The following is a 24,584-nucleotide window of genomic DNA, read 5'->3' as shown; positions in this document are numbered from 1 at the left end:
TTATACCTCCATACCTACTTTATATGCATCAGCTGTTGCGTCAATACCCATACGTACTTTCTTAGCATCGCCGATTACATTGTAAGCGATTCCAAGCTCATCACATTTAGCTGTCAGGTCTGCTGTCGGACGAGACTTAGCTCCTGTAGCAAGTACTAATGTATCGAAGCTACGTGATTTATTGCTTGTCTTCTTGAATTTATCTGTGAACTTGTAATCTACTGTGTGATCACCAATTGCTGTAACCTTGCTGCGGTTGCTCTTCTGGATTGTCTTTCCAGGATATTCGATATCAAGGAACATGCTACGAAGCATACCCATTGCTTTACCAACACGTCTGCTGTCCATGATACGAACATTCTTCTCACCCTTGTTGATCAGGTATGTTGCTGTCTCGCATCCTACCAGACCACCACCAAGGATCAGGATCTCACCTTTGGCTTCTGCCTTACCAGCCAGAACATCCTCTGCTGTAACAATGTCAGCTCCATCTACGCCCGGAAGATCCGGTGTAGCGAACTCAGAACCGATAGCTACTACTACATGATCCGGTTTGATCTCAGCGATCATCTCTGGTGTAACAGTTGTATTTGTCTTGATCTCGATGCCAAGTCTTTCACATTCTTTGATCTCCCAGTCAACAGCTGCTTCAAATTCCTGTTTCTTAGGAGCTTTACCAGCTAATCTGAATCTTCCACCTGCTCTCTCAGATGCTTCGTAGATTGTCGGATTGTGTCCACGTTTCTTCAGGATCTCTGCTGTTACCAGACCACCGATACCTCCACCGATGACCATAACATTCTTAGCCTTTTCAGCCTTTGGCATACCTTTGTATTCCAGGCAGAGCATTGGATTACGTGTACATGTGATATGTGTAGCCTTTGGATCGATAACCTTGTCGTAGCATCCTTCTGTACATCCGATACAACGACGGATCTCATCCTCACGACCTTCTCTTGCTTTATTACACCACTCTGGATCAGCCAGCTGTGCACGTCCAATAGAGATCATGTCGATCTCGCCGTCTTCGATCAGCTTGTTAGCAAGTGCTGGCATGTTAACACGTCCAACACCGATTACCGGGATGTTAACTGCTTTCTTGATCTTAGCGATGTTTTCCATATTGAAACCTGGCTCAAGGTTATATGGCGGTACTTCGTATACTGTTGCAAGGCTTCGTGCATTACCTCTTGAAAGGTCGATTGCATCTACGCCTGCTTCTTCTGCCCAGTTAACGAACTGGATAGTCTCTTCTACAGTTGTATTCTTAGGAAGTAACTCATCTACTGCATCCAGACGCATAAGCAGTGGCATATCCTCTGGCATGTTAGCACGCATCTCGCGGATAACTTCCAGATTGAAGCGGCAACGATTCTCCAGGCTCTGGTTACCATACTCATCTGTACGGTTGTTCAGAGACGGATTCATAAATTCGTGTGGAAGATATGTATGTGCTCCATGGAACTCCAGTGCATCAAATCCAGCTTCTACAGCCAGTTTAGCAGACTCTCCGAACTGCTTAATGATCTCATGGATACGCTCTACTGTAACTGTATCCGGTGTCTCTTCTACGTTTGTCTTGTCAAAGAAGTCAGCCGGTACGAATCCTCCGTGCCAGATCTGAACAGCTGCCTTACCACCATTTTCATGGATTGCTTCAGTTACTTTCTTCAGTTCATCTCTGTCTGCTTCACTATACAGTCCGAAATATAAATACGCATGACATTCTTTACAAATAGATACCAGCTCTACAATGTTCAGTCCGCATCCACCTGCTGCACGTGCTGCGTGGTACTGAATCATATCATCTGCTACGTGATGTTTGTCCTTAACCATCTTGGTATTCATACCAGGAAGTACAATTCTGTTCTTCAGTTCAAGACCTCTCAATTTAATTGGAGAAAACAATGCATCATAACTCATTTTGAAATCGTCCTCTTTTCTTTCATTATTAAATAGGTTAATAGGAGTCATCGTTCCGCCATACGATCCAGACCGGTACGGGAATCACTTGTCTGAATATATAATCGGAAGCTGTTCGTTATACGGTAGTAAATAGTATCTCTAGCTTTACCTTCCCTTTAAAAGCTTGTCTAAATTTTAACACGAGCACATACTATGTGTCGGAACAAATTCCCAAATATAGTGCACAAGCAATGTACAAAAAATCAATTTTTCCTATCACATTTTTCTAATTAATCATTTTTTCTTTTTTATGCTTGTAGTGTTTTTGCATTTTTTGTCTGCATTTGCAGAAGTGAATTGTCATGATTTTTTCGAAAAATGTAGATTATTTAACAAAAAAATGTGAAACACCGTCTTCGAGATTCGTTTATACTATGCTCAACAGATAAATTTTCGATATGTTCAGGAGGGAACAAAATGATCACAGATATGAAAGATGCAAAGATCTTCCAGCCTCTTCAGCTTGGAAGAACAACTTTAAAAAACCGTATTGCAATGGCTCCAATGAGCATGCATTATGAAGCAACTAACGGAACTGTACCAAAACAGTTGGCAGACATCTTCGTCCGTCGTGCAGAAGGCGGCGCAGGATACGTAGTAATCGACGCTGTAACTGTTGACCACAAATATTGGTATATTGGAAAGACTACTGCTCTTGATAAGGACTCTCTGGTTCCTCAGTTCAAGAGATTCGCAACTCGTGTAAAAGATGCAGGAAGCGAACTGATCCCACAGATCATTCACCCGGGTCCGGAATCTATCTGCGCCATGAAAGGTATTACTCCGATCGGACCATCTATAAATACAAATGCAAATGGTGATGTTTCAAGACCGGCTACTATTAAAGAGATCCAGAAGATCATCAAACAGTACGGAAAAGCTGCACGCCGTGCAGAAGAAGCAGGATGCGGCGGTATCGCATTACACGCAGCACATGCTTACATGCTTCCAGGTGCATTCCTTTCTCCACTGCGTAACAAACGTATGGATGAATACGGCGGAACAATCGATAACCGTGCTCGTTTGATCCTTGAGATCATTGAAGAATGTCGTAAAAACGTAAGCGAAGACTTCCCGATCATCCTTCGTATCTCTGGTTCAGAGCGTATCGAAGGTGGTAACAGTCTGGAAGAAATGTTATACCTTGCTCCGAAGTTCGAAGCAGCCGGCGTTAATATGTTAGAAGTATCCGGTGGTGTTCAGTACGAAGATATGCAGGATATCATCCCATCACACAGCAAGAAGATCGGACGTAACGTATACGAAGCTTCTGAGATTAAGAAAGTTGTTAATATCCCTGTATTCGTTGTTGGTAAGATCAACGACATCCGCTATGCTGCAGATATCGTAGAGCGTGGACTGGTAGACGGTGTTTCTCTCGGACGTCCGTTACTTGCAGATCCTGATCTTCCGAACAAAGCCCGTGAGAACCGTTTTGATGACATCACACCATGTGCTTCATGCGGCGGACGTTGTGTAACTCCTAAGGATCCACAGCATCCGGTATGTCAGTGTCACATCAACCCATTGGTTGGTCACGAATACGATTATCCATTTAACCCGGTTGATACTCCGAAGAACGTACTGGTTGTCGGAGCAGGTCCTGGCGGAATGTACGCAGCCGTAATCGCAGCAGAGCGTGGACATCACGTAACTGTTTGGGAGAAGAATTGTCAGGTCGGCGGACAGCTTGCACTGGCTGTTGTTACTCCTGGTAAGCAGGAAATGTGTAAATGGTTATCACACCTTACATACCGTGCTAACAAAGCAGGTGTTACATTTGAATTCAACAAAGAAGCTACTGTAGATGATATTAAGGAATTTGCTCCTGATGCAGTTATCGTAGCTACCGGTGCAAGACCGTTTGTTCCACCATTCATCAAAGGTCTGACCGATTACCCTGTAACTACTACTCATGATATCCTGAGCCGTAAGGTGACCGTACCGAAGGGAACTGTATGTATCCTCGGTGGTGGAGAAGTTGCCTGCGAGACAGCTGAAATGCTGATGACAGACGCTCGTCCGGCTTCCTTTGTAAAAACAGGAAGCATCGGTGATGTAGAAGTAACTCTGGTAGAAATGATGCCACAGCTTATGACAAATGTATGTCTGCCGAACCGTAATGTACTGATGGACAGCCTTCACAGATCAGGTGTTAAGAGCTATGTTAACGCTAAGGTTCTGGAAGTTACTGATCACGATGTTAAGATCCAGTACACAACAGACGGAAGAGAAGAATGGCTGAGAGGTTTCGACCATATCGTAGTCGGAATGGGCTCCAGAAATTATGATCCATTCTCTGAAGAACTGAAGAAGTTCGTACCGGAAGTAAGAGTTATCGGAGATGCTGTAAGAACAGGTCTTGCAAGCAAAGCTCTTCATGAAGGATACTTCGCTGGATACGAGATTTAATAAAACATATTTCCCTCATACTTTTATTAAGATTGCAGATGCTTTTTTCAGTGTCTGCAATCTTTTTTTACCTCTTTTTCGACATGTTGTAATTTTTCATTTTTTGTCCTGTCAAAGATTTGACATTCTCCGTTGACTTCGATTTTATTATATGATAGTCTTAAATCAAATGTTTGTATAAATGTTTGTATTTTTGTACAATTTTTGAGGGAGTGAGCCATATTGAAAAACAGAATCCGCCCTTTATGTGAGACACCGCGCGACGGCATATTCTGCGGTCCTGACAAATATCTCACATTACAGGAACACACCATAACCAGCGAGATGTTTCCGGTGATGGAATACGACAGTTACTTTATATTGGTAAAAGAAGGACATGGTAATTTTGTGATCAACGGAGAAGAATTTTCCGTCGAACCTGGTTGCGTATCCTGGATCCAGTGCTCTCAGGTACTCACTGTCTGTCCTGATTTTGGAAATAATCTCGTACTCTGGATCTGTCCTTACGACTACCAGCTTCTGAGCTATTACTCATTTAGCAATATTGCTCCAACTAAAGAACTTGAGATTGTCAATAATCTCCCGGTGATCGGCCCTGATGGTGATGAGGTAAAAGAGATTATCCACTTATTCCATCAATATCGGAAGCTTTCTAAAAGACATTCTCACGGCTCTTCAATTATTCGAAGTTCCTATCTTCGCAGAATCGAACTTTTATATAACCGGTTTGCCAAAAGTATGAAGTCCCATTACAAATTCAGCAACCTGCCGCTGAGCCGCAAGGTCAGTCTGTATATTGCAGTGCACAGCACAACTGCACTGACCTGCGCAGATGTAGCGAAAGCAGTTGCGCCATCAGTCAGTGAATCAGCCCTGAATCATGCGCTCCTTGTTGCAACAGGTCTGAATTTTAATCAATATCTGAACCGGCTGCGGATTGCGCATGCGATGTCGTATTTTCTCTATGACAGTCTTCCGTTTGACTACATATCCTCGATATCAGGATTTAATATGGAGATTACATTCTTCCGACGTTTCAAATCTCTGATCGGTGTGACACCGCAGACTTATATGAAAAGGACGCTCAGCAACGGAAAGCATCACCCTGTATACCGCACCACTATTATGAACGAAACTCTGATCTCCGCGATCAGCTATCTGTACGAAAACATGACAGATCCTATTGACGCCGAAACACTTACCAAAGAACTGTACACTTCAGAGAATATTCTGCGTGTCCAGTTTAAGAACCGTCTGAATTCCAGTTACAAACAGGTGCTGTCCCAGTTCCGCGTGCGTTATGCCGAAGCACTGCTCACTACAACTTCACTGCCGACAGTGGATATTGCTATCGAATCCGGCTTCGGCTCAGACCGCACCATGGCGCGGGTATTTTATAATATCAACGGCATATCTCCGGGAGAATTCCGCAAAGCCAGAAAACTCCCTCAAAAAGCCGGTAAATAGCCAGCATCTGCGTCTGACCTATAAGATTACACTCAAACTATACACAGGAAGGCGATAAACTATGCAGAAAGATATACCACAGTCTGTTGACCCTGATGAGCCAAAGACTCCCGGGCACGCCATTTTTTCCGGCGCCCATGACTACTTTGTAAATAATGTCCTGCCTGATACGATCCAGGCGCATGTGAGTCGTTATCAGACTCCTACCTCTTATGCCAACAACCGGGATCAGACATTTATTCTTGTCCGTTCCGGCAAGGGAAAAGCATTAATCAACGGTCTGGAATATAACTTGAGACCCAATACACTGATCAATCTCGGTCCATTTCACCGTTACCGTTTTCTACCATCCAAAGGAACTCCCTTGGAAATTGCAGAAGCACGTATGAACAGTTCCACCTATGTATATATGATCGCTAATCCTTACCTGAAATGTGAACAGTTGACTGTTCCGTCTCAGCCTCCGGTCGTATATCTTAAAGGTCTGTCGGCTGAAATTGCCAATGAATCTATGGACGGACTGCTCCACGAAGCCATGAATGATTCAACAGACCGTATCCAGCTCTGCTTCTGTTATATGATGAATTTTCTTGGAATCATCACAGATCAGATGCCAAAAGCATATTTCGCATCAAGTACGATGCATAACAAGGATAAAAAGTAATTTCTTTAACAAAGTCAATTATTTGAGAAAGGTTTTCGTTATTTGTTAATTATAACCAAGCCTTTCTCTTTTAGTCCCGATATTTTAACCATTTTCTACAGATAGTTTTATCTTTTTTCACTTTGTCACTCATTTTGATTATAAATGTTAATTTTTTGTCGGTTTGTTCTGAATAAAATTTACACTCTGATACCGTTTAAAGCCTGGTTTTGCTGTTAAAATATTATCAGTCATTGATATGACGTATCGGTAGTAAATTTTCGAAGGAACGGGAAACTTTCGGAAAACAACAAAAAACCAAAGAGAATATCAAGAAAAAAAGAAAGGGGATTCATTCAAATGTTTGAAAAAGAATTCGAAGGAAAAGTTGTATTAGTAACAGGCGGAAGCACAGGTATTGGTTATGCAACCGTTAAATCATTCCTTGCAACCGGAGCTAAAGTATACTTCTTAGGAAAACCAGGTGAGGATTTAACAAAACAGACAGAAGAGCTGAAAGCTATCAATCCTGATTACGACTTTGCGTCAAACACAATCGACCTTTGCGATTACAAAGCAGCTCAGGCACTCTATGCTGAGATTGAAGAAAAATGGGGTCGTCTGGATGTTCTGGTTAACAACGCTGGTGTAGACAGCAGTTTACCGATCCACAAGATGAAACAGTCTCAGTGGGATTACGTCATGAACGTTAACCTTAAGGGAATGTTCAACCTTACAAAATACGCTATCAAGTACCTTAAGAAGACAAAAGGATGTATCGTTAACACAGCATCCGTTGCCGGTATCTACGGTGCAGGATGCGGATGCCCATACCCAGCTTCTAAGGGTGGTGTTATTGCTTTCACTAAGTCTATGGCTTGGGAGCAGGCATACGCCGGAATCCGCTGCAACGCAGTAGCTCCTGGTGTTATCGATACCAACCTGCTTGCAACAGTTCCTCCATTCGCTAAGAAGAACCTTGCAAAACAGATTCCTCTTGGATATATTGGAGCACCACAGGAAATTGCAAATGCGATCCTGTTCCTGTCTTCAAGCGCAGCACAGTATATCACAGGTGTTACACTGCAGGTAGACGGTGGATATGTTCCACACAACACAGTAGGCTAAGCCGAATTAAGCCAAATAAGAATTTAAGCAGATACACAAAGGAGACGTCATTGTGAGTACCAAGCACTTTAATATATTTAATACTGGCGAAAGCAGTTTTTTTACACCGGGAGTACAATTAGCTAATATAGCAAGAGTCAAACCGGATGCTCCGGCCATCGTATATATTAATCCGGAGAACAAAGAGTCTGTCATGACCTGGCATTCTCTCGAAGTGCTCTCCAATCGTATCGCGTGGTATCTGCTGGAACAGGGAATCAAGCCGGGCAAGAGCGTCATTGTCGCTCTGCCCAACATTCCCACCCACATTGCTCTTGCTTTTGGAATCTGGAAGGCAGGTGGATGCTATGTACCGGTTTCTCCGCGAGTACCCCGCAAAAATATGATAGAAATATGCGAATGTGTATCTCCATCACTGGTTATCACCAATCGTTGGAAACCAGAAGGATGCTTAAGTCTCAGTTCTTCCGAACTCAAGACGATCAGCGAAGATTACCCGGAGCATATGCCTCCTGACATTATGGCGGTTCCAAATCTTGCTAACTGCTCAGGTGGTACTTCTGGCAAGACAAAAGTTATTGAGCAGGATATGGCAGCCGGTGAAAGCGATGAAGGTCTCAAAACCTGGTTTGCAATCTCCGGTATGCGTTTTGAAATGCGCCAGTTACTTGCCGGTCCATTATTTCATGGTGCACCGCATTCTGTAGCATTTAACGGGTTATATTGTGGCAATACATTATATATTCCTTCCTGCTTTGACGCAAAAGCAATTGTAGCATTGATCAAAAAATATAAAATCGAATATGTACAGATGGTTCCTACTCTCATGCAGAGAATTATCCGTCTTCCGGATTTCAACCCGGAGGATCTGCAGAGCCTCGAAGTATTCTGTCACACCGGTGGCGTCTGTTCCGCAGACTTAAAACGGAAGTGGTTTGACATCCTTCCCCCGGAAAAGATCTATGAGATTTACTCTATGACAGAATGTGTCGGTATGACATCTATCCGGGGCGATGAGTGGCTGGCTCACGAGGGTAGTGTAGGTCGAATGCCATGCGGAGAAATTGCGATCCGCGACAGCGAAGGTCACAATCTTCCAATCGGCGAAACCGGGGAGATTTTCATGTCCTGGGGGCCGAACAAGCCAAAGGTTACATATAAGAATATAACCCCTCTGGAAAGTGATGAAAATGGCTTTCGCAGTGTGGGCGACATCGGATACGTAGATAATGAAGGGTATCTTTATTTCAAAGACAGGCGCAGTGATATGATTGTCACTGGTGGCGAGAATGTCTTCGCTGCTGAGATTGAATCTGTCCTGAAGAAACATAAAAAAGTAAATGACGCTGTTGTCGTCGGACTTCCTGACAAAGAATGGGGACATCGCATTCATGCCTTTGTCGAAACAACAGAACTCGTCAGTGATAAAACACTGATCAAATTTGCACTGAATTATCTGCCTCCATATAAAATACCAAAATCATTTGAACACACTGACCACATCCCACGGAATGAGAGTGGCAAAGTCGTCCGCAGTCAACTGGTCGAGGATTATTTGAAACGACATGCGGACACGTGTTCTTCTTCAAGTACGAAAGGGGAAAAACATGGAGAATAAAAAATTCAAAGGCTGGGGAGTCTTAGCTGCAGCCTTTATCATGTCATTTATACCTACCGGAATCATGAGCAACTGTTTTTCACTGTATATGGCTCCGGTATGTGAAAACCTTGGATTCAGCACAACCAGCTGGTCAATGGTTAACCTGATCGCATCCTTTGCAAGTGCCATCGGTGCTATGGTCATCGCAGGAATGTATCAGAAGAAAAATATGAAAATCACTATGGTTATCGTTACAGCCGGTACATGTATCTGTTGGTTTGTAGCAACACTCTGCACAGCCATCTGGCAGTTCTATCTGGTATTTGCGCTGTCTAACATCTTTATGGCCGGTCTTACACAGCTTCCGATCTCTATGCTGGTTACAGCATGGTTTGAAGATAAGCGTGCTACTATGATGTCTATCGCTTACGCAGGCGGCGGACTCGGCGGAGCTGTATGGGCTCCTGTAATTTCCCGCTTCATCTCTGCAAGCGGTACAGGCTGGAAGACAGCTATGCTGTTCTCCGCTGGTGTTGTTGCTGTAGTTATGATTCTTACCGCTCTCTTCCTGGTAAAACGTTCACCGGCAGAGTACGGAACAGAGCCATATCGTACAGGTGACAGCAAAGAAAAGGAAAAAGAAGCTACACAGAATTCCAACGCATGGATCGGTGTATCTAAGAAGACTGCTACCAAATCTGGTGCATGGCGCTGCATAATCGGTGTTGTAATGTTCACTGGTATCCTTTCAGCCGGTGTAACTACACATGTACCTAACTTTGTAACTTCAGTTGCTCAGGACGGCGGATCACTTCAGGGAACAATCCTCTCTGTATACTCTATCGTATCTATCATCGGTATGGTAGCAGGTGGTGCACTGATGGATAAGATTGGTATCCGCAAGACAGTTCTTGGCGCAGCTGTTCTGGTAATCATCGGACTTGCAAGCTTATATGCATATTCTGTAACCGGTACTACAGCAATCGCATTTGGATATTCTATCTTCTTTGCAATTGCAATGTTCCTGCCTAAGGTACTTCCGTCAGTACTTATGTCTAAAGTATTCGGAACCAAAGACTACGGTGCTATCTATGCATTTGCTAACCTGTTCTTCCTGATCGGTGCTGCATTCGGTTCCGTACTGACATCTATCATTCAGGGAATCGTTGGATACGGCATCACATGGATCGTTTACATGTTTGTTGCTATCGCCCTGTTCCTGTGCGTATCCGGTGCAATCAAGGGCGGCGAGAAACTGCAGGCTAAGTATCCTCAGGGAGATAACTAAGAATTAATTATGCACTTAATGCAATTAATTTAAGAAAGGATGAATAACATGAAAGAGATTAACAACAAATTAACTCAGAAATTTGACGAATACCCAACATTTGGTGTTCTTCAGGGCGTAAAGGTATTCGTTACGGGTACTAATATCGCCGGACCTTTTGCCGGTTCTCTGATGGCTGAAATGGGTGCTAAAGTACTTCAGGCAGAGGCACCTTCTATTGCATGCCAGACAAGAGGTACTCTTGCATGGTCTCAGAATCATCGTAATGAGTATTCTATCACAATCAACGTGGCTAAAAAATCAGGACAGAAAATCTTCCTGAAATGTATCGAATGGGCAGATATCTGGATTGAAGCCGGACGTCCGGGTTCCTATGCTAAACGTGGTCTGACTGACAAAGTTTGCTGGGAGCACAACAAGAAGCTGTCTATCGTTCACGTATCTGGTTACGGACAGTTCGGACCATCGAAAGACAAACCGTCTTACGACGTATCCGGACAGGCAATGGGTGGATATATGTACATGAACGGTGTATCTCCTACATCAGGACCGTTGAAAGTTAATCCTTACCTTTCTGACTACATTACAGCTTACAATGCTTGTATTGCAGCTATGGCAGGATATATCGGAGCACAGAATACAGGCGAAGGAGATTCTTGTGACGTAGCTCAGTACGATACCATGTTCCGTCTGCTGGACAACTACCCGGCAAACTGGTTCAACAAAGGTTACCCGAAACAGGGCGAGCCGGTTCCATATCGTACAGGTAATAAGAGTGATATGGCTTCATGCTTCTCATTCTACGACACCAAGGACGGCGGTGCTATGTTCGTAGCTATCGTTGGACAGGGACCTGTAAAACGTGGATACCCGATCATCGGAATGGGCAAACCTGGTATCACAAAAGGAATTCCGAAGAACTGTACCGGATTCCCTCTGTTTGACCCACGTGGAAAACAGGCAGATGAGCTGTGTGCAAAATTCTGTGCTGAGCGTACATGTGATGAACTGGAAGAAATCTTCAACAAAGCTGCTATCCCATGCCAGAGAGCATATGGACCGGCTGATATCGAAAAAGATCCTCAGTACGAAGCACGTGAGAACATCGTTGAATGGGAAGATCAGTGCTTCGGTAAGATGAAAGGTATCGGACTTACCAACATCTTCAAGAAACATCCTTCACAGATCGTTGCTGCTGCTCCTTGCTTCGGTGAGCACAACCGCGAAGTACTCGAAAGCTTCGGATATACAAAAGAAGAGATTGATGCTATGTATGATAAGGGAGATCTGGTAACATGGACACCTGCAGATACAGCAAGAATCAAAAACTTCGTAGAGTGGAACTTCTTCTGGGATCCGGAAAATCAGGCAAAACGTATTGGTCTGGAATATCCACCGAAAAAAGACAAATAAGAAATTAATTCATTCCTTATATGAACCGACTGCAGAGCAATCTGCAGTCGGTTTTATTTAATGAGAAAATCAAGAACTTAACCGCCCGGCGCAATCGAGTAGGCCAACACCTACTCGACGTGCAATCAATGTCATCTCGCCTGTCGGCTCGATGAACATTGGCCGCCATATAGAAATTCGTGCAAGCACGATTTCTGCATAGCGGCTTATTGCACAAAAAAAGCCTCAGGTACTTCCTGAAGCTTTTTTCAAAAGGCGCCAACCAGATTTGAACTGGTGATAGAGGTGTTGCAGACCTTTGCCTTACCACTTGGCTATGGCGCCATACGATATATGAGTGCTCTTCCCGAGACACTCATATATTATACCATTCTTTTTCTATTTCGTCAACATTTCTTCGACCTCTTCTTGCTCTGGCATGGATCGGATTGCACCTTTTTTAGTAGTTACGATCGCTGCTGCAGCATTCGCAAAATCAAGGATTTCGGTCAGATCCTTCTCGGTCAGATTATCAATGCCTCTTTCCAGCACACCATTCAATGCACTTCCACAGAATGTATCTCCGGCACCTGTCGTTTCCACGGTATCCACCCGGTATCCTGCCTTTTCTACACGCATACCCTTATAGTATGCACGGCTTCCATCTTTACCCATTGTAAGGAAAATAAGCGGGATATGATACTTCTCCTGCAGATACTGGATTCCTTCATCATAATCTTCTTTCCCGGACACAAACTGAATTTCATTATCGGAAATCTTCAATATATCACAATATCGGAACCCATATTCCATCATCTTCTTTGCTTCATCCAGAGACTTCCACAGCGGTGGTCTGAGATTCGGATCCAGTGAAATCAGGCATCCAGCCTCTTTTGCCACTTCTAATGCTTTTTTTGTTGCGCTCCTGACCGGCTCATCTGTCATCGATAATGTTCCAAAATGAAAAATCTTTGCCTGACGGATCACATCATAATCGACTTCTTCTTCCCGGAGCATCATATCCGCTCCCGGCTTTCTGTAGAAAGAAAAATCGCGATCTCCATCCGGGAAAGTATGTACAAATGCAAGCGTGGTCGGAATCTCTTGATCCATCCGAAGTCCTGTCGTATCTACTCCCACCTCTTCTATTGTTTCTTTCAGTAATTTTCCAAACTGATCTTCTCCGACTTTACCAAGGAATGCTGTCTTTCTGCCAAGCTTTCCAAGCATGGCAAGCACATTACACGGCGCCCCTCCCGGGCATGCCTCAAAACAGTTATTTCCCTGTTCACTCTGTCCATTCATTGCAAAATCTATCAACAGCTCACCCATGGCCGCTACATCATATTTCTTTTCCATCGTCTCTTCCTTTCATACAGTATTTTCACATAGTTCTATATTCTTACATACCACCTATATACATCTTCTGATCAATATCCCAGATTATCATTCACCAGAATCACCTTGATTCGTTTCGGTGCCTTGGAATAACGGGTTACCAGAAACTGGCTGCAAATTGTATCCGGTGATTTGCAGTCTGCGCAGGAACCTGTCTTCTTACACGGTGTCTGAATATCAAATCGCTGTGCGTTAACTGGTGCCGCCAGGTTGCGCGCTCTCGCCCATGCATCGTCCAAATCCTTAACTACTTTATTCATCCCAACAATCATCAGCACATGTTCCGGCCCCCAGGTAATCGCTGCCACACGATTGCCTTTGCCATCGATATTGACCAGTATTCCATCTTCTGTAATAGCGTTTGTACTGCTGAGAAAATAATCGCACCCAAGACACTGAAGTTCTACGCTTCTTTTCTCTTCCGGCGTACTACATGCATCTCTGTTATACACCGTATAATCGCCGGAACAGACTGCATCCTTCAGCCCGATATCTGCTATCGATACAGATCCTCCCCAGCCAACGCCGCTGCCAGCCGGGATCAGCGCAAGTGCAATCTTAAGCGCTTCTTCCTTCGTCTCCGCATAGTGACCTTCCATATTTCTGGATTCCAGTCCCCTGATGACCTTCTCAGCAAGTTTTCTGTTTCTCTCCGATATCATTTTATTCATAATATCCTCCTATCCTCGCATTTTCATAAAATACAATGCCACCATAATCCTCGTACGATTCTCGTTGCTCATTATATCGTATCCCAGAATTTCTTTCACTTTATTCATTTTATAATTCATCGTATTCTTATGGCAGTACATTGCCTGTGCCGTATGCACAATGCTGCATTCATTTTCAAAAAATGCTTTTAATATATCCAGATAATCTGTGTTTTCTTTTTCATCATAGTCTATCAACTCGCCCAGCACCTCTCTGATAAATGCTTCTCCGGTGTCTTCATGTCTCAGATCCGACAGTACTTTATATACGCCCAGTTCATCGTATACCAGAAGATTTGTCGCAATCGCTGTCTTTGTCAGCTGATATGCCACCATCGCATGTTCGTAGCTGTCTTCCAGATCCTGCAGACGCATTACCATATCGCCAATTCCCACATAGACCTGCATATCCTGCTTACAGATCTTCTGGAATATACGCCAAACCTGCTTTACTGTCTTATCTGCTACCATGATCAGAAGCCTGTCCTCATCTGTCACGACAACTCCTCGAAAATCCGAATACTGAAGCTGTTTTGCCAGTTCCTGAAGGCGCTTATTCTCTTCACCATCCCGGTAAGCATGACAGCTCAGGATTGCCATAATATAATGCATATTACGATAAAATCCATTATGCTCAAAATGATGCAGATATGCCGCCTCATGCCCCGGATAATAGATCGCATTCTTAAGTGCCTCATTCAAATTCGTATCCCGCTGTTCATTCTCCAGAAGAATAGATGCAAATATGCGCATTACATCAAGATACGGTGTCTTCCATCCACTTGAGAATAATGGAAACTTTTTCCTATTACAATAGTCCACAATCCTCTGCGGATAGCAACTTCCTTCATGAAGTGACAATACCAGTCCTCCTGTCCCGGCCTCAATCAATCTCTGCACAAAATCCATCAGCCATTCCTCAGACGTATACTGAATCCCCGCACTGAATATCAGTTCATCGCCATGCAGCAATTCGATAAACTCCGGATTTTCTACAATGTGCGTCCATCCAATCACCTTATGGAAACAGCTCTTTGTAACCAGGTGCATATCATACATCGGCTCAACTTCCCGATACAGTTCTTCCAATGCAACCGCCATATCTTACCCTTTCTGTCAATAAATTCAATTTTACCGCCATAAAATCATACACTTTTTTGTCCTATCACTTCTATTTTATCAAAATTGTGCTCGAAGCACAATTAAAATGATATTTTCTGTAGCAAAAGGATATGTACCATTACCATATATCATGATATATTGTTCATGAACACAAATGCATGATATTCATGCATCCCCCGAATCGTGTTCACATTCAATCTCCAGATTGCTAAAAGACTGCGTAACCACGCAGCCTTTTTTAGTTCAACAGACAGTTATTTAGTCTATGGTATAGAACTGCATATCGTTGTGCTTGCACATAAGAATATGCAGTTCTATACCATTACGGCTCTGAATAGAGCTGCCGCCTGTCTATGAGTAAAATATACGCAGTTTTGCTGCGTCTGACATCGTTAGATGGCAGATTTTACGAATAGTCCGGGCGGGGCTGAATATCTTCCCAGCAGGCAGTAACTCCGCTGCCGCCCGTCTATCCTATCTTTTCTATAATCTTATCAAGTATTACGCCTGCCACTTCTTCTTTTGACATGAGTTCCTGCTCTTCTGCGCCATTCTTAGTTATCAGCGTTACCACATTCGTATCTCCTGCAAATCCGGCTCCTGTCACCTTCAGATTATTGGCCACGATCATATCTGCATTTTTCTTCTTTAACTTTTGGGATGCATTTTCCAACAGATCCTGCGTTTCCATAGCAAAACCACACAAAAACTGTCCATCCCTCTTGTGCGCCCCGAGATACCCAAGTATATCCTGCGTCCGTTCCAATCCGATAGACATCTGATCATCCGACTTCTTGATCTTTTCCGAGCTGACAGCTGCAGGTCTGTAGTCCGCTACCGCCGCTGCCTTGATAATAATATCTGCCCACTCACTTCTCTCTGTAACTGCCCGAAACATATCTTCTGCACTGGTCACGCTGACCCGCTCCGCAAAAAGCGGTGCCGCAAGTGCCGTATGTCCACTGACCAACACGACCTCCGCGCCTCTGAGTGCACTGATCTTTGCAAGACTATATCCCATCTTACCGGATGAGTGATTGGTAATATAGCGTACCGGATCCAATGCTTCCTGTGTTGCGCCCGCTGTTACCAGCACATGTTTCCCTGCCATATCTTTTTCAAATGCACAGGCCATCAGAATATACTGAAATAATTCTTCTGGCTCCAGCATCTTCCCCTTACCGATATCTCCGCAGGCAAGGTGTCCGCTTGTCGGATGTGCGATCGTCATACCATATTCTTCCAGCTTACGCATATTATCCTGCGTCACCGGATTCTCATACATGCGAGTATTCATAGCCGGTGCTACGATCTTAGGACAATCGCAGGCAAGAACAGTTGTAGTCAGCATATCGTCAGCCATACCATGTGCAATCTTTGCAATAATATTCGCCGTAGCCGGCGCGATCATCACTACATCAGCCTCTTTAGCCAATTCTACATGCTCCGTACTATATTCGTGATTCCTGTCAAACGTATCCGTCAAACATCTTCTCCCTGTAAGCGACTCGAACGTCAGCGGAGCAATAAACTGTCTGGCGTGTTCTGTCATGATTACCTGTACCTGCGCTCCTGCTTTTACAAGAAGGCTTGTAAGTGTTGCACTCTTGTATGCTGCAATACCTCCTGTTACACCAAGAACTACTGTCTTCCCCTTCAACATAGCCATATTCTTATTCTCCTTCATTAACAGATCACCGCCACATCTTCCACAGACTTTCTCTTTGGCATATCTGGTGATACAGTTCCATATCCCACACCAATCACAGATACTACCATCTGCTCCTCCGGGATACTCAAAATCTCATGCAGCTTCTTCTCATCGCGGATTCCCATAACCAGCGTTCCAATTCCCATCTCAGCCGCTTTCAACAGCAGATTTTCATTCGCCAGTCCAAGATCATAGATCCCCCAGCCATTGCCAAGTTCATTCGTTGGCTCTCCACTTCTTTCATAACCGGAGCGATTCTTAACCACTGCTGTAACGATCAACGCAGAAGCTCCCTCTACATTATTGGCATTAAATTCCGGCAGGCACTCAGTACGTACCTTTTCAAACATATCCTGAGAAAGTACACAATAATATCTTGCTGTCTGGCTGTTCTTCCATGATGGCGCATAAATTGCTGCCTGAATCATTTCCCTGATCTGTTCCTCTGACACTTTCTTTTCTGCGTCATACTTTCTAATGCTGCGTCTTGATTCTATAACTTTCTGAAATTCCATACTGCCCTCCTGCTCTTCTGTCAAAATGATTAAGCTGTATTCTTATAATGCTAGCCTTATTTTAACACATGTCCCTGATTGAGACAATGAATTTTAGTTTACAGAGTCCGCAGGTGAATCTTCTTTATTTCACCTGCGGACTGCTTCTTTCAAATCTATTTTTCATTCACCAATATCGGTACACCTGCATCCTCGTACATTCCACCCTGTGATGTCTGTTTCCCGATTTCTGCGATAATTTTGGCACTGTCCCAGCCCAGGCTCTCGCATTCTGCATATGCCTTTTCCACATTGCCATTCTCCAGATATGCACGAATTGCACGGTATTCAATTTCATCCGGTGCTTTTGCGATATCCTGGCCTTCATTCCAGATCACCTTTTTATCCGACATTGTCTTACCATAAAATACAACCTGTTTCGCATAACAAGTATACTCCTGCTTGGTTTCTTCTGATATTCCTTCTAATCTGACCGGAAATATGATGGTACTCTGCTTAATCTCCGGTTCAGAGACAGTCTCCCAGAAAGTTCTTCCTCGCATCCGATATTCCAGCGTCTGTTCTTCATTCTGATCGCTTAACTCTGCCGGATCCTTAAGCCCTGTCATGGATTGTATTCCAATACTCTTACTGCTCTTTAATATACAATATATATCACCACCTGAAAGCTGATACAATTGGGTTACTTCTACATCGCCGGACGCAATACCATAGAGCATTTCTGAATACCCCCACTCGCTATCCGTTATATGGTTGCAAAAAACATGTCCACCGATTATAACTGCCACAATCAATACGATACCGATAACTGCTTTCAATGTTGTTCGTCTTTTTATTTTTTTCATAATTTGAGACGCACTTTTCTGTATCTGAAGATCTGATTCTGTCTGGGTCTGCACCTGTATATCCTGCATTTTTTCAGACGCTTCATAGACCCATCTGCACTCCTGGCACTCTGCAATATGATCCTCTACCATTTTTCTGCTCTCTTCCTGCAGGCAGTCATCTTCATATAACACCAACATATCCTGTACAATCGCACATTCCTTCTTCATATTCACCGTCCGCCTTTCTGCATCAACTGCTGAATCTTAATCTTTGCTCTGTGAAATGTCACCCTCGCCCAGCCTTCTTTTCGTCCGAACACCTCACCGATTTCACGGTATGACAATTCTCCTAATACCCGCAGAGTAAACACTTCTTTATATGGCTCTTCCAGGTCGTGCAGTATCCGGTAGATTTCCATGGATTCCTGCCGTCTCCCCACCTGCTCATCCAACGCTCTCTCTAACTGATTACTCCTCAGCCTGTCCTCTTCCAGCTCTTTCGGACTATCGCTTATGACTTCACGCCTATGTTTTTTCTTCCAGGAAAAGTAAGTATGTTTTGCAATCTGACACAGCCATGTTCCCAACTGGCATTCCCCTTTAAACTTATGAATGGCTTTCATTGCACGAAAGAATGTTTCCTGCGTCAGTTCTTCCGCAGTCTCTCTGTTTCCATCCAATGACAGCAGATAATAATACACTTCTTTATAATATCGCGCATATATTTCTTCAAATTGCATCTCCTCACCCCCTTTGCCAATAAGACTCCGCACACAGCATTTCGTTACAGCAAATATAAATTTATTTGATTTTTTTAAAATCTGATATCCGAAATTTTATACCCGATCAATCTTCCTGATTTTCCTGTCATAGGTATAGACTCCATTCACTTCTTCTTCGATATCTGACCACTGCGTATAAACGCTGGCACAAAGTCCTTCTGAAATCAGTTCCCGCATCTTATCTGCCCGTTCTGTACAGCGTTTATTTAGCTCTTCTCTGGTCTTACATGCTCCATATCCGTATTGTTTTTCACACGCCGTATGTCCGCTTACCGGATAACTGTATCCTCCGTATTCCGATAATGCTGATGCGCGCTTTCTTTCCGGACGAATAAATAGTCCAAAGAAATAATTATGCAGGCTTGAGAAATCTCCGCCACCCTGATCAAACCACCCGCTCGCCTGATCGATCAGACGATCCGGATCCATTTCACGCAGAAGCCTTGTCATATCCTCCGTCTGGAACTGTCCCCAGCCTTCATTGAAGATTACCCAGGATGCGATGCTCGGATGTCCTTTCAGTACATACACCGTCTCACGCATTTCCCGGACAAACTCCAGACGTCCGGCCTTATTCTTTCTGGAAAGCAGGCTCGGATAAATGTCTCTCATCGGAATCTTAAGCCACGACATTACCGTTGCGAGGTAAGTCACAAACCAGTGCTTATATCGTTCCCCGCCATTTACCATATCCTGCCATACTACGATGCCAAGGCGGTCACAATGATAATACCATCTCTGCGGTTCGATCTTAATATGCTTGCGTACCATGTTAAATCCAGTCTTTTTCATTTCTGTAATATCAAAGATAAATGCCTCATCACACGGTGGTGTATACAATCCCTCCGGCCAATATCCCTGATCCAGCACACCATTCTGAAACTGTTCTTTTCCATTCAGACAGATACGTGGAAACCCTTCTGTCTCTGCATCCGGCTCCAGTGAAAACTTCTGCATGGCGAAATAACTGATTATCTGATCTTCACCCATTGTTACTTTGTAATAATACAGATACGGTTCTTCACATGTCCATAATCTGGCATCCGGAACAGGTATCTCAATCCATGCACTTGTGTTCCCTTTAGTTTCTGTTATCACCGTCTCAGGTATTTCAAACATGTCAAAAACATCTTCTGAACATTCCATTGCCTCCGGATAAATCGCCGCTTGATGCACTGTAATCCGGCACTTCTGCTCCGGTTCAGACGCGTGAACACAGATTCTTACCACGTTCCGATCTATATCCGGTATTGCTTCCAGTTCTGTTATATATACTTCCGGTACGTATTCCATCCATACGGTCTGCCAGATACCGCTCTGAGCCGTATAAAACATGCCACCTGCTTTTATTTTTTGCTTCCCTTTGGCGTGATAAGATGTATCACTGCGATCTTTCACAGCTACTGTAAGTTCATTTGCCCCATCATGCACAGCATCGGTAATATCCAGTTCAAACGGAAGATATCCTCCCGTATGTCTGCCAGTCTGATGTCCATTCACATACACAACACATGCTTGGTCCACTGCTCCAAAGTGAAGAATCAGACGATGCTTCTTCAACTGTACTTCATTCACATCTATGGTACGCTTGTACCACAGATATTCCTCCGGCTGCAATTGACGATTCACTCCTGACAGTACTGCTTCCGGTGAAAATGGCACCAATATCTTTCCATCGTATTTCTCCGGCTTCTGAAAAGCATCCGTAAATGCATACTCCCAATATCCGTTCAGATTGATATATGAATCTCTGACAAGCAACGGTCGCGGATACTCCGAAAGTACATGTTCCGGATCTATATTCTTTCCCCATCTGGTATATAACTGCTTCATAAGCCATCCCCTTTCCCTGACATTTGTATATTTACTCTCATTATAATAACGCAGCTTCTCTGCATCAATCATAAATCGAACAGGTTGACAACTACCCAACGTACATAAAAAGAGCCCTTTATTCTTTCACAAAAGAACAAAAGACTCTTTCAAGAGAATATCTAATTATAATTTACAAAAATCCCATTAATTTCCACATCGGATACATCACTACAACAAATCCGACAATCATAATAACAGCTTTTAATGTCATTTCCTTTACAAAACGTCCCATAGACATCATTCCAAACTCATACATGATCAGATTACCAGCTGACTCATATGGGAAGAACAATACTTCGCAAGAGTACAGAAGCAACATACATGCTGTAACCGGACTCATTCCCAATGAAACTGCCATCTGCGCAAATGGGAGTGACAAACCTCCGAGCATCGCATACGGCGTCATAAAAAGATTTGCGATCATTCCGATAATGATAAATGCCAGACATACAAACAACATTCCTTTTCCCTGTAATGCAGGTACCGCAATTGATGTAAGGAAATCTCCGAATCCAACGGCAGCTCCCGCAATACCAATTTCCAGACAAGATGACACAAAAAATACCGTTGTAAAGTTAATCTTTTTAACCGTTCCTTCATTTCCAATACCGATTCCCGGTAAAAATACAAGTACTGATATTACCATGAATCCATATGCTGCCGGAAGACCCGTGATTCTTGTAGAGCAAAGATACACAAGAAGAATCAGCACCAGAATAATACCTCTTTTTTCTTTGCCAGTAATATGACCGAGACTTTTATAATGTTCTTCCAGTATTTCCTTGCCAGCACTAGTCTTCAGATCCTTGGTATGATATACCTTCATCAGGATCAAGATACAAATAATACACCATAGGATGAACCATCCATTGTATTTCAACGAAGAAGTCATTGTCATAGTATAGTCCGGAATAAACTCGCGCACAGATCCTTCTATGATAGAAAAGTATCCTGGATAATACAGACACACGGTACATCCAGTTGCACCGATTGTACCAGCAAAACACAACAGTGCAGATTCTTTTGATGGCTTTAATCCCATTGCTTTACATACACCATATACCAGTACACTGGCAACCAGCCATCCATTACAGAATGTAATCAGGTTCAGGATAATGCCTATTACAAAGCAGGCAAATACTGTTCCTACATATGTTCCTCCACATTTTGTAATGATAAAATATGCAATTCGTTCCAGAAGTCCACATTCCTCCAATACAGCACTGAACACCAGTCCACCAAGTACCATCCAGACGGTAGTATTGGTCCATGAGCCAAATGCAACTTCCACCGGTGCCAGACCTGTAACCAGATATAACGTTGGCAGCAAAATCGAAGCAGCCAGTTTCGGTATCAACTCAAACGCTATAATCAAAATTACAAACACCGTAATCATAAAGAATTTTCTAAGATCCTCTGTAAACATTCCCTGCACAGGGATTACTCCAATGATCAGTGGCAGGAGGATTGTCACCCCCCAACCGATGATCGTTTTTTTATTTGTATTTTTTTCCATCGTCTCTCAATCCATTTCTAAATTTTTTACATGATTTTGTATAACTTAGAAATCTGCCATCAGGCAACTATTACAGCGCAAGTAAGCTTGTGATCAGCATGTTTGCTCCAACAAACAGCAATACACAATATACGATACGCAGGAAAGTCTCTTTATTAATTTTCTTCAGGAATGCCATACCCACAAAGAAACCAACTGCTGCCATCGGTGCACCAACCGCAAGTGCACTCCACAAATGCGGTGTAACTACGCCGCTTCTGAACTGTGAGAATGCATTCCATGTATTCAAAATAACCCATACCATATTCATAGTATTTCTGAATTTTTCTTTTTCTTTTACAGCAGAGATCGTATATACTGTAATCAGTGGTCCTCCAATGTTGAACGCACCGTGTACAACGCCACCGAGAATCAGACATCCATAACGAAGCACTTTCTTAAATGTTGTATCTGCTTCTTCTTCCTCATTCTTCTTCAGAACAAGCGGCTTGATAATATGTTTGTAAATATTCATCAATGCAATAAAAGTAACCATTCCACCAATACAGATTTTAGCTACTACAGGACTGATCGCATGGAACAGATAGTTTCCTACGAGAATACCCGGCATACACAATACTATGATCTTGGCAAGATCCTTCCATGAGACTTCTTTAAATGCCTTAATACCAAGAAAATATAAGAATGGAAGTGTGATCAATGTTCCGTACGGAACACCTTCTGTCGTTCCCAGTAAACCATTTGTAACTGCCGCAGCGATTACGGTACATCCAAACCCTGTACATCCCTGTACAAAGAAACCTACAATTTGCATCAAACCAACAAGTACAAAATTAAATTCAAAAGTCATAATTTACCCCCTAAAGTTGTTTAATTTATTATGTGTTGTCTTTACTATCCTCCTTTTGTTTTTCTTTTGTTTGAATTCGCTATTCAATTCCTGTTAAAAGAATATCAAACAATCCTTTCTCAGAAAAGTAGCTACTCGGGTGGGATTCCATAGGGAATATTACCCATTTTTCCAGGTCGTTTATAAGAATTAGGTAATTTACCCGATATTTTTTTAACACAGTGCTCCGCTTTTATCATATATTTTCTCTTATTCAACCTTTTTTTGTTAAATATCTTTACATGCAAAAAGCAGATGACAAATATCATCTGCTTTCAGCACACACTATTTACAATTTTATTCACCTAATCTGTCATAGTTAACCGGGCTTATCCCCAGACAAGTCCTTTTCCTGCTTCTACGGCCTTATCATAGATTACCTTTGCAGCCACCAGATCCTGTGCAGCCACTCCGACAGTCTCATATACAATGATCTCGTCGTCATTCTCTCTGCCTTTAATCTTGCCATTGATCACATCTCCAAGGCTTCCCTGGATATCATCTTCTGTAATAATTCCGTCAGCAATCGGGATCAGCAAGTCTCCTGTCTCAGACAGCGCTGCTTCTTTGGAATCACAGATAATCTTAGATGCTCTTGGCAGGATAGCCGGATCCATCTCGTGTTTATGAGGCTCATAGGTACCTACGCAACTGATTGTTGCACCGGCCTTTACTTTTGTTCCGTCAAACACCGGCTTTGGTGAAGGTGTAACCGTAATGATCAGATCTGCATCCTCGATACATTCATCTGAGCTTGCTGCAGGAAGGATCTTGGCGCCATAAGAAGCTAGTTCTTCCTGCATCTGTTCTGCAAATGCCTTACACCTCTCCTCATTCAGGTCAAAGATCTTCACTTCTTCAAGCTTCCTTGCCGCAAGCATTGCCTCAAGCTGAGTCGCTGCCTGTCCGCCTGTACCGATCATAGCTCCTTTTTTGCAGTCCTTCTTAGCCAGCAGATCAAACGCCGCACCAGAAGACGCACCCGTTCTGAGCTGTGTCACATAAGTACCGTCAAGCATCGCGATCACGTAGCCTGTCTTTCCATCAATCAGCATTACCTGCGCCGGTGACGTCATAAGTCCATTATCAATATTGTGTGGAAAAATGTTAATGACCTTCATTGCTGCTGCATCCATCTCTGGTGCATATGCCGGCATAAACAAAAATGCTCCGTCATATTTACCGTTGACAACTGTACGAAGCGGTGTATCCACTGTACCGTCCACTACCATTTTAAAGGCCTTTTTATCCGCTTCGATAATATCCTTCATTGTAATTACACTTTTAATATCTTCTCTGGAAAGCAATAACATAATAATCTAATCCTCCAATTGCAATATCATC

The 24,584-nt window shown here is 43.2% G+C and carries 19 protein-coding genes and 1 tRNA gene; 7 read left to right on the top strand and 13 right to left on the bottom strand.

Annotated elements, in window-relative coordinates; all coding sequences use genetic code 11:
• On the bottom strand, positions 1-1,923 hold the full coding sequence (locus DWZ93_RS07835; protein ID WP_118383053.1) for an oxidoreductase: 1,923 nt from the start codon (positions 1,921-1,923) through the stop codon (positions 1-3).
• A gap of 459 nt (positions 1,924-2,382) precedes the next feature.
• Here DWZ93_RS07835 and DWZ93_RS07830 point away from each other — a divergent pair, with 459 nt between their 5' ends.
• From DWZ93_RS07830 to DWZ93_RS07800, 7 genes are all read left to right on the top strand, one after another.
• A complete protein-coding gene (locus tag DWZ93_RS07830) occupies positions 2,383-4,377 on the top strand; it encodes an oxidoreductase (protein WP_118383054.1) in 1,995 nt (664 codons plus the stop codon).
• Positions 4,378-4,599: 222 nt separating this feature from the next.
• Entirely contained in the window at positions 4,600-5,844 is a 1,245-nt protein-coding gene (locus tag DWZ93_RS07825; RefSeq protein WP_118452490.1) for an AraC family transcriptional regulator, read from the top strand.
• Positions 5,845-5,905: 61 nt separating this feature from the next.
• Complete coding sequence (locus DWZ93_RS07820) at positions 5,906-6,508, top strand: hypothetical protein (protein WP_118452489.1); 603 nt, start codon at positions 5,906-5,908, stop codon at positions 6,506-6,508.
• 339 nt (positions 6,509-6,847) lie between these two features.
• Positions 6,848-7,615 (top strand): SDR family NAD(P)-dependent oxidoreductase, encoded by a 768-nt coding sequence (locus DWZ93_RS07815; RefSeq protein WP_118452488.1) that lies wholly within the window; start codon positions 6,848-6,850, stop codon positions 7,613-7,615.
• A 52-nt stretch (positions 7,616-7,667) separates the two neighbouring features.
• Complete coding sequence (gene baiB, locus DWZ93_RS07810) at positions 7,668-9,233, top strand: bile acid--CoA ligase BaiB (protein ID WP_243061205.1); 1,566 nt, start codon at positions 7,668-7,670, stop codon at positions 9,231-9,233.
• Positions 9,223-10,503, top strand: coding sequence for an MFS transporter (locus tag DWZ93_RS07805; RefSeq protein ID WP_158567094.1), 1,281 nt, complete (start codon positions 9,223-9,225; stop codon positions 10,501-10,503). Before baiB ends, DWZ93_RS07805 begins: the two co-directional genes overlap by 11 nt.
• 48 nt (positions 10,504-10,551) lie before the next feature.
• Positions 10,552-11,916: a CaiB/BaiF CoA transferase family protein gene (locus DWZ93_RS07800; protein ID WP_158567095.1), complete on the top strand. Its 1,365-nt coding sequence runs from the start codon at positions 10,552-10,554 to the stop codon at positions 11,914-11,916.
• A 253-nt stretch (positions 11,917-12,169) separates the two neighbouring features.
• Here the strand turns inward: DWZ93_RS07800 and DWZ93_RS07795 are convergent.
• The 12 genes from DWZ93_RS07795 to DWZ93_RS07740 all read right to left on the bottom strand — a co-directional run bounded on the left by DWZ93_RS07795 (position 12,170) and on the right by DWZ93_RS07740 (position 24,553).
• A tRNA-Cys gene (locus DWZ93_RS07795) sits at positions 12,170-12,240 on the bottom strand.
• Between the two features lie 54 nt (positions 12,241-12,294).
• Positions 12,295-13,254, bottom strand: a complete 960-nt coding sequence (locus DWZ93_RS07790; RefSeq protein WP_118452486.1) for a carbohydrate kinase family protein — start codon at positions 13,252-13,254, stop codon at positions 12,295-12,297.
• 71 nt (positions 13,255-13,325) lie between these two features.
• Positions 13,326-13,964 carry a lactate utilization protein gene (locus DWZ93_RS07785; RefSeq protein WP_118452485.1) on the bottom strand — a complete coding sequence of 213 codons (639 nt, stop codon included), beginning with the start codon at positions 13,962-13,964 and terminating at the stop codon, positions 13,326-13,328.
• 9 nt (positions 13,965-13,973) lie between these two features.
• Positions 13,974-15,104 (bottom strand): PucR family transcriptional regulator, encoded by a 1,131-nt coding sequence (locus DWZ93_RS07780; protein WP_118452484.1) that lies wholly within the window; start codon positions 15,102-15,104, stop codon positions 13,974-13,976.
• 490 nt (positions 15,105-15,594) lie between these two features.
• The gene (coaBC, locus tag DWZ93_RS07775; RefSeq protein ID WP_118452591.1) at positions 15,595-16,788 is read right to left on the bottom strand and encodes a bifunctional phosphopantothenoylcysteine decarboxylase/phosphopantothenate--cysteine ligase CoaBC; all 1,194 of its coding nucleotides are present in this window, start codon (positions 16,786-16,788) and stop codon (positions 15,595-15,597) included.
• A gap of 23 nt (positions 16,789-16,811) precedes the next feature.
• Positions 16,812-17,351, bottom strand: a complete 540-nt coding sequence (locus tag DWZ93_RS07770; protein WP_118452483.1) for a nitroreductase family protein — start codon at positions 17,349-17,351, stop codon at positions 16,812-16,814.
• A 155-nt stretch (positions 17,352-17,506) separates the two neighbouring features.
• The gene (locus tag DWZ93_RS07765) at positions 17,507-18,406 is read right to left on the bottom strand and encodes a zf-HC2 domain-containing protein (RefSeq protein ID WP_118452482.1); all 900 of its coding nucleotides are present in this window, start codon (positions 18,404-18,406) and stop codon (positions 17,507-17,509) included.
• A 2-nt stretch (positions 18,407-18,408) separates the two neighbouring features.
• Positions 18,409-18,918, bottom strand: a complete 510-nt coding sequence (locus tag DWZ93_RS07760; RefSeq protein ID WP_118452481.1) for an RNA polymerase sigma factor — start codon at positions 18,916-18,918, stop codon at positions 18,409-18,411.
• 96 nt (positions 18,919-19,014) lie between these two features.
• Positions 19,015-20,793 (bottom strand): glycoside hydrolase family 2 protein, encoded by a 1,779-nt coding sequence (locus DWZ93_RS07755; RefSeq protein WP_118452590.1) that lies wholly within the window; start codon positions 20,791-20,793, stop codon positions 19,015-19,017.
• 172 nt (positions 20,794-20,965) lie between these two features.
• The gene (locus tag DWZ93_RS07750; RefSeq protein WP_118383066.1) at positions 20,966-22,351 is read right to left on the bottom strand and encodes an SLC13 family permease; all 1,386 of its coding nucleotides are present in this window, start codon (positions 22,349-22,351) and stop codon (positions 20,966-20,968) included.
• A 70-nt stretch (positions 22,352-22,421) separates the two neighbouring features.
• Positions 22,422-23,201, bottom strand: coding sequence for a sulfite exporter TauE/SafE family protein (locus DWZ93_RS07745; RefSeq protein ID WP_118383067.1), 780 nt, complete (start codon positions 23,199-23,201; stop codon positions 22,422-22,424).
• A 368-nt stretch (positions 23,202-23,569) separates the two neighbouring features.
• Complete coding sequence (locus DWZ93_RS07740) at positions 23,570-24,553, bottom strand: ornithine cyclodeaminase family protein (protein WP_118383068.1); 984 nt, start codon at positions 24,551-24,553, stop codon at positions 23,570-23,572.
• Positions 24,554-24,584: the final 31 nt, after the last annotated feature.

It is taken from the genome of Dorea sp. AF36-15AT (genome assembly GCF_003477705.1).
In the GTDB taxonomy this organism is placed as follows: Bacteria; Bacillota; Clostridia; order Lachnospirales; family Lachnospiraceae; genus Claveliimonas; species Claveliimonas ammoniilytica.
This window is presented reverse-complemented; position numbering and strand designations above follow the sequence as displayed.

Excerpts from the sequence above, each read along its gene's own strand:
- DWZ93_RS07740 (WP_118383068.1), bottom strand. The coding sequence starts at position 24,553 with ATGTTATTGCTTTCCAGAGAAGATATTAAAAGTGTAATTACAATGAAG.
- DWZ93_RS07815 (WP_118452488.1), top strand. The coding sequence starts at position 6,848 with ATGTTTGAAAAAGAATTCGAAGGAAAAGTTGTATTAGTAACAGGCGGA.
- DWZ93_RS07780 (WP_118452484.1), bottom strand. The coding sequence starts at position 15,104 with ATGGCGGTTGCATTGGAAGAACTGTATCGGGAAGTTGAGCCGATGTAT.
- DWZ93_RS07785 (WP_118452485.1), bottom strand. The coding sequence starts at position 13,964 with ATGAATAAAATGATATCGGAGAGAAACAGAAAACTTGCTGAGAAGGTC.
- DWZ93_RS07800 (WP_158567095.1), top strand. The coding sequence starts at position 10,552 with ATGAAAGAGATTAACAACAAATTAACTCAGAAATTTGACGAATACCCA.
- DWZ93_RS07750 (WP_118383066.1), bottom strand. The coding sequence starts at position 22,351 with ATGGAAAAAAATACAAATAAAAAAACGATCATCGGTTGGGGGGTGACA.
- DWZ93_RS07790 (WP_118452486.1), bottom strand. The coding sequence starts at position 13,254 with ATGGAAAAGAAATATGATGTAGCGGCCATGGGTGAGCTGTTGATAGAT.
- DWZ93_RS07805 (WP_158567094.1), top strand. The coding sequence starts at position 9,223 with ATGGAGAATAAAAAATTCAAAGGCTGGGGAGTCTTAGCTGCAGCCTTT.
- DWZ93_RS07820 (WP_118452489.1), top strand. The coding sequence starts at position 5,906 with ATGCAGAAAGATATACCACAGTCTGTTGACCCTGATGAGCCAAAGACT.
- DWZ93_RS07835 (WP_118383053.1), bottom strand. The coding sequence starts at position 1,923 with ATGAGTTATGATGCATTGTTTTCTCCAATTAAATTGAGAGGTCTTGAA.
- DWZ93_RS07765 (WP_118452482.1), bottom strand. The coding sequence starts at position 18,406 with ATGAAGAAGGAATGTGCGATTGTACAGGATATGTTGGTGTTATATGAA.
- DWZ93_RS07745 (WP_118383067.1), bottom strand. The coding sequence starts at position 23,201 with ATGACTTTTGAATTTAATTTTGTACTTGTTGGTTTGATGCAAATTGTA.
- DWZ93_RS07770 (WP_118452483.1), bottom strand. The coding sequence starts at position 17,351 with ATGGAATTTCAGAAAGTTATAGAATCAAGACGCAGCATTAGAAAGTAT.
- DWZ93_RS07755 (WP_118452590.1), bottom strand. The coding sequence starts at position 20,793 with ATGAAGCAGTTATATACCAGATGGGGAAAGAATATAGATCCGGAACAT.
- DWZ93_RS07760 (WP_118452481.1), bottom strand. The coding sequence starts at position 18,918 with ATGCAATTTGAAGAAATATATGCGCGATATTATAAAGAAGTGTATTAT.
- DWZ93_RS07830 (WP_118383054.1), top strand. The coding sequence starts at position 2,383 with ATGATCACAGATATGAAAGATGCAAAGATCTTCCAGCCTCTTCAGCTT.
- coaBC (WP_118452591.1), bottom strand. The coding sequence starts at position 16,788 with ATGTTGAAGGGGAAGACAGTAGTTCTTGGTGTAACAGGAGGTATTGCA.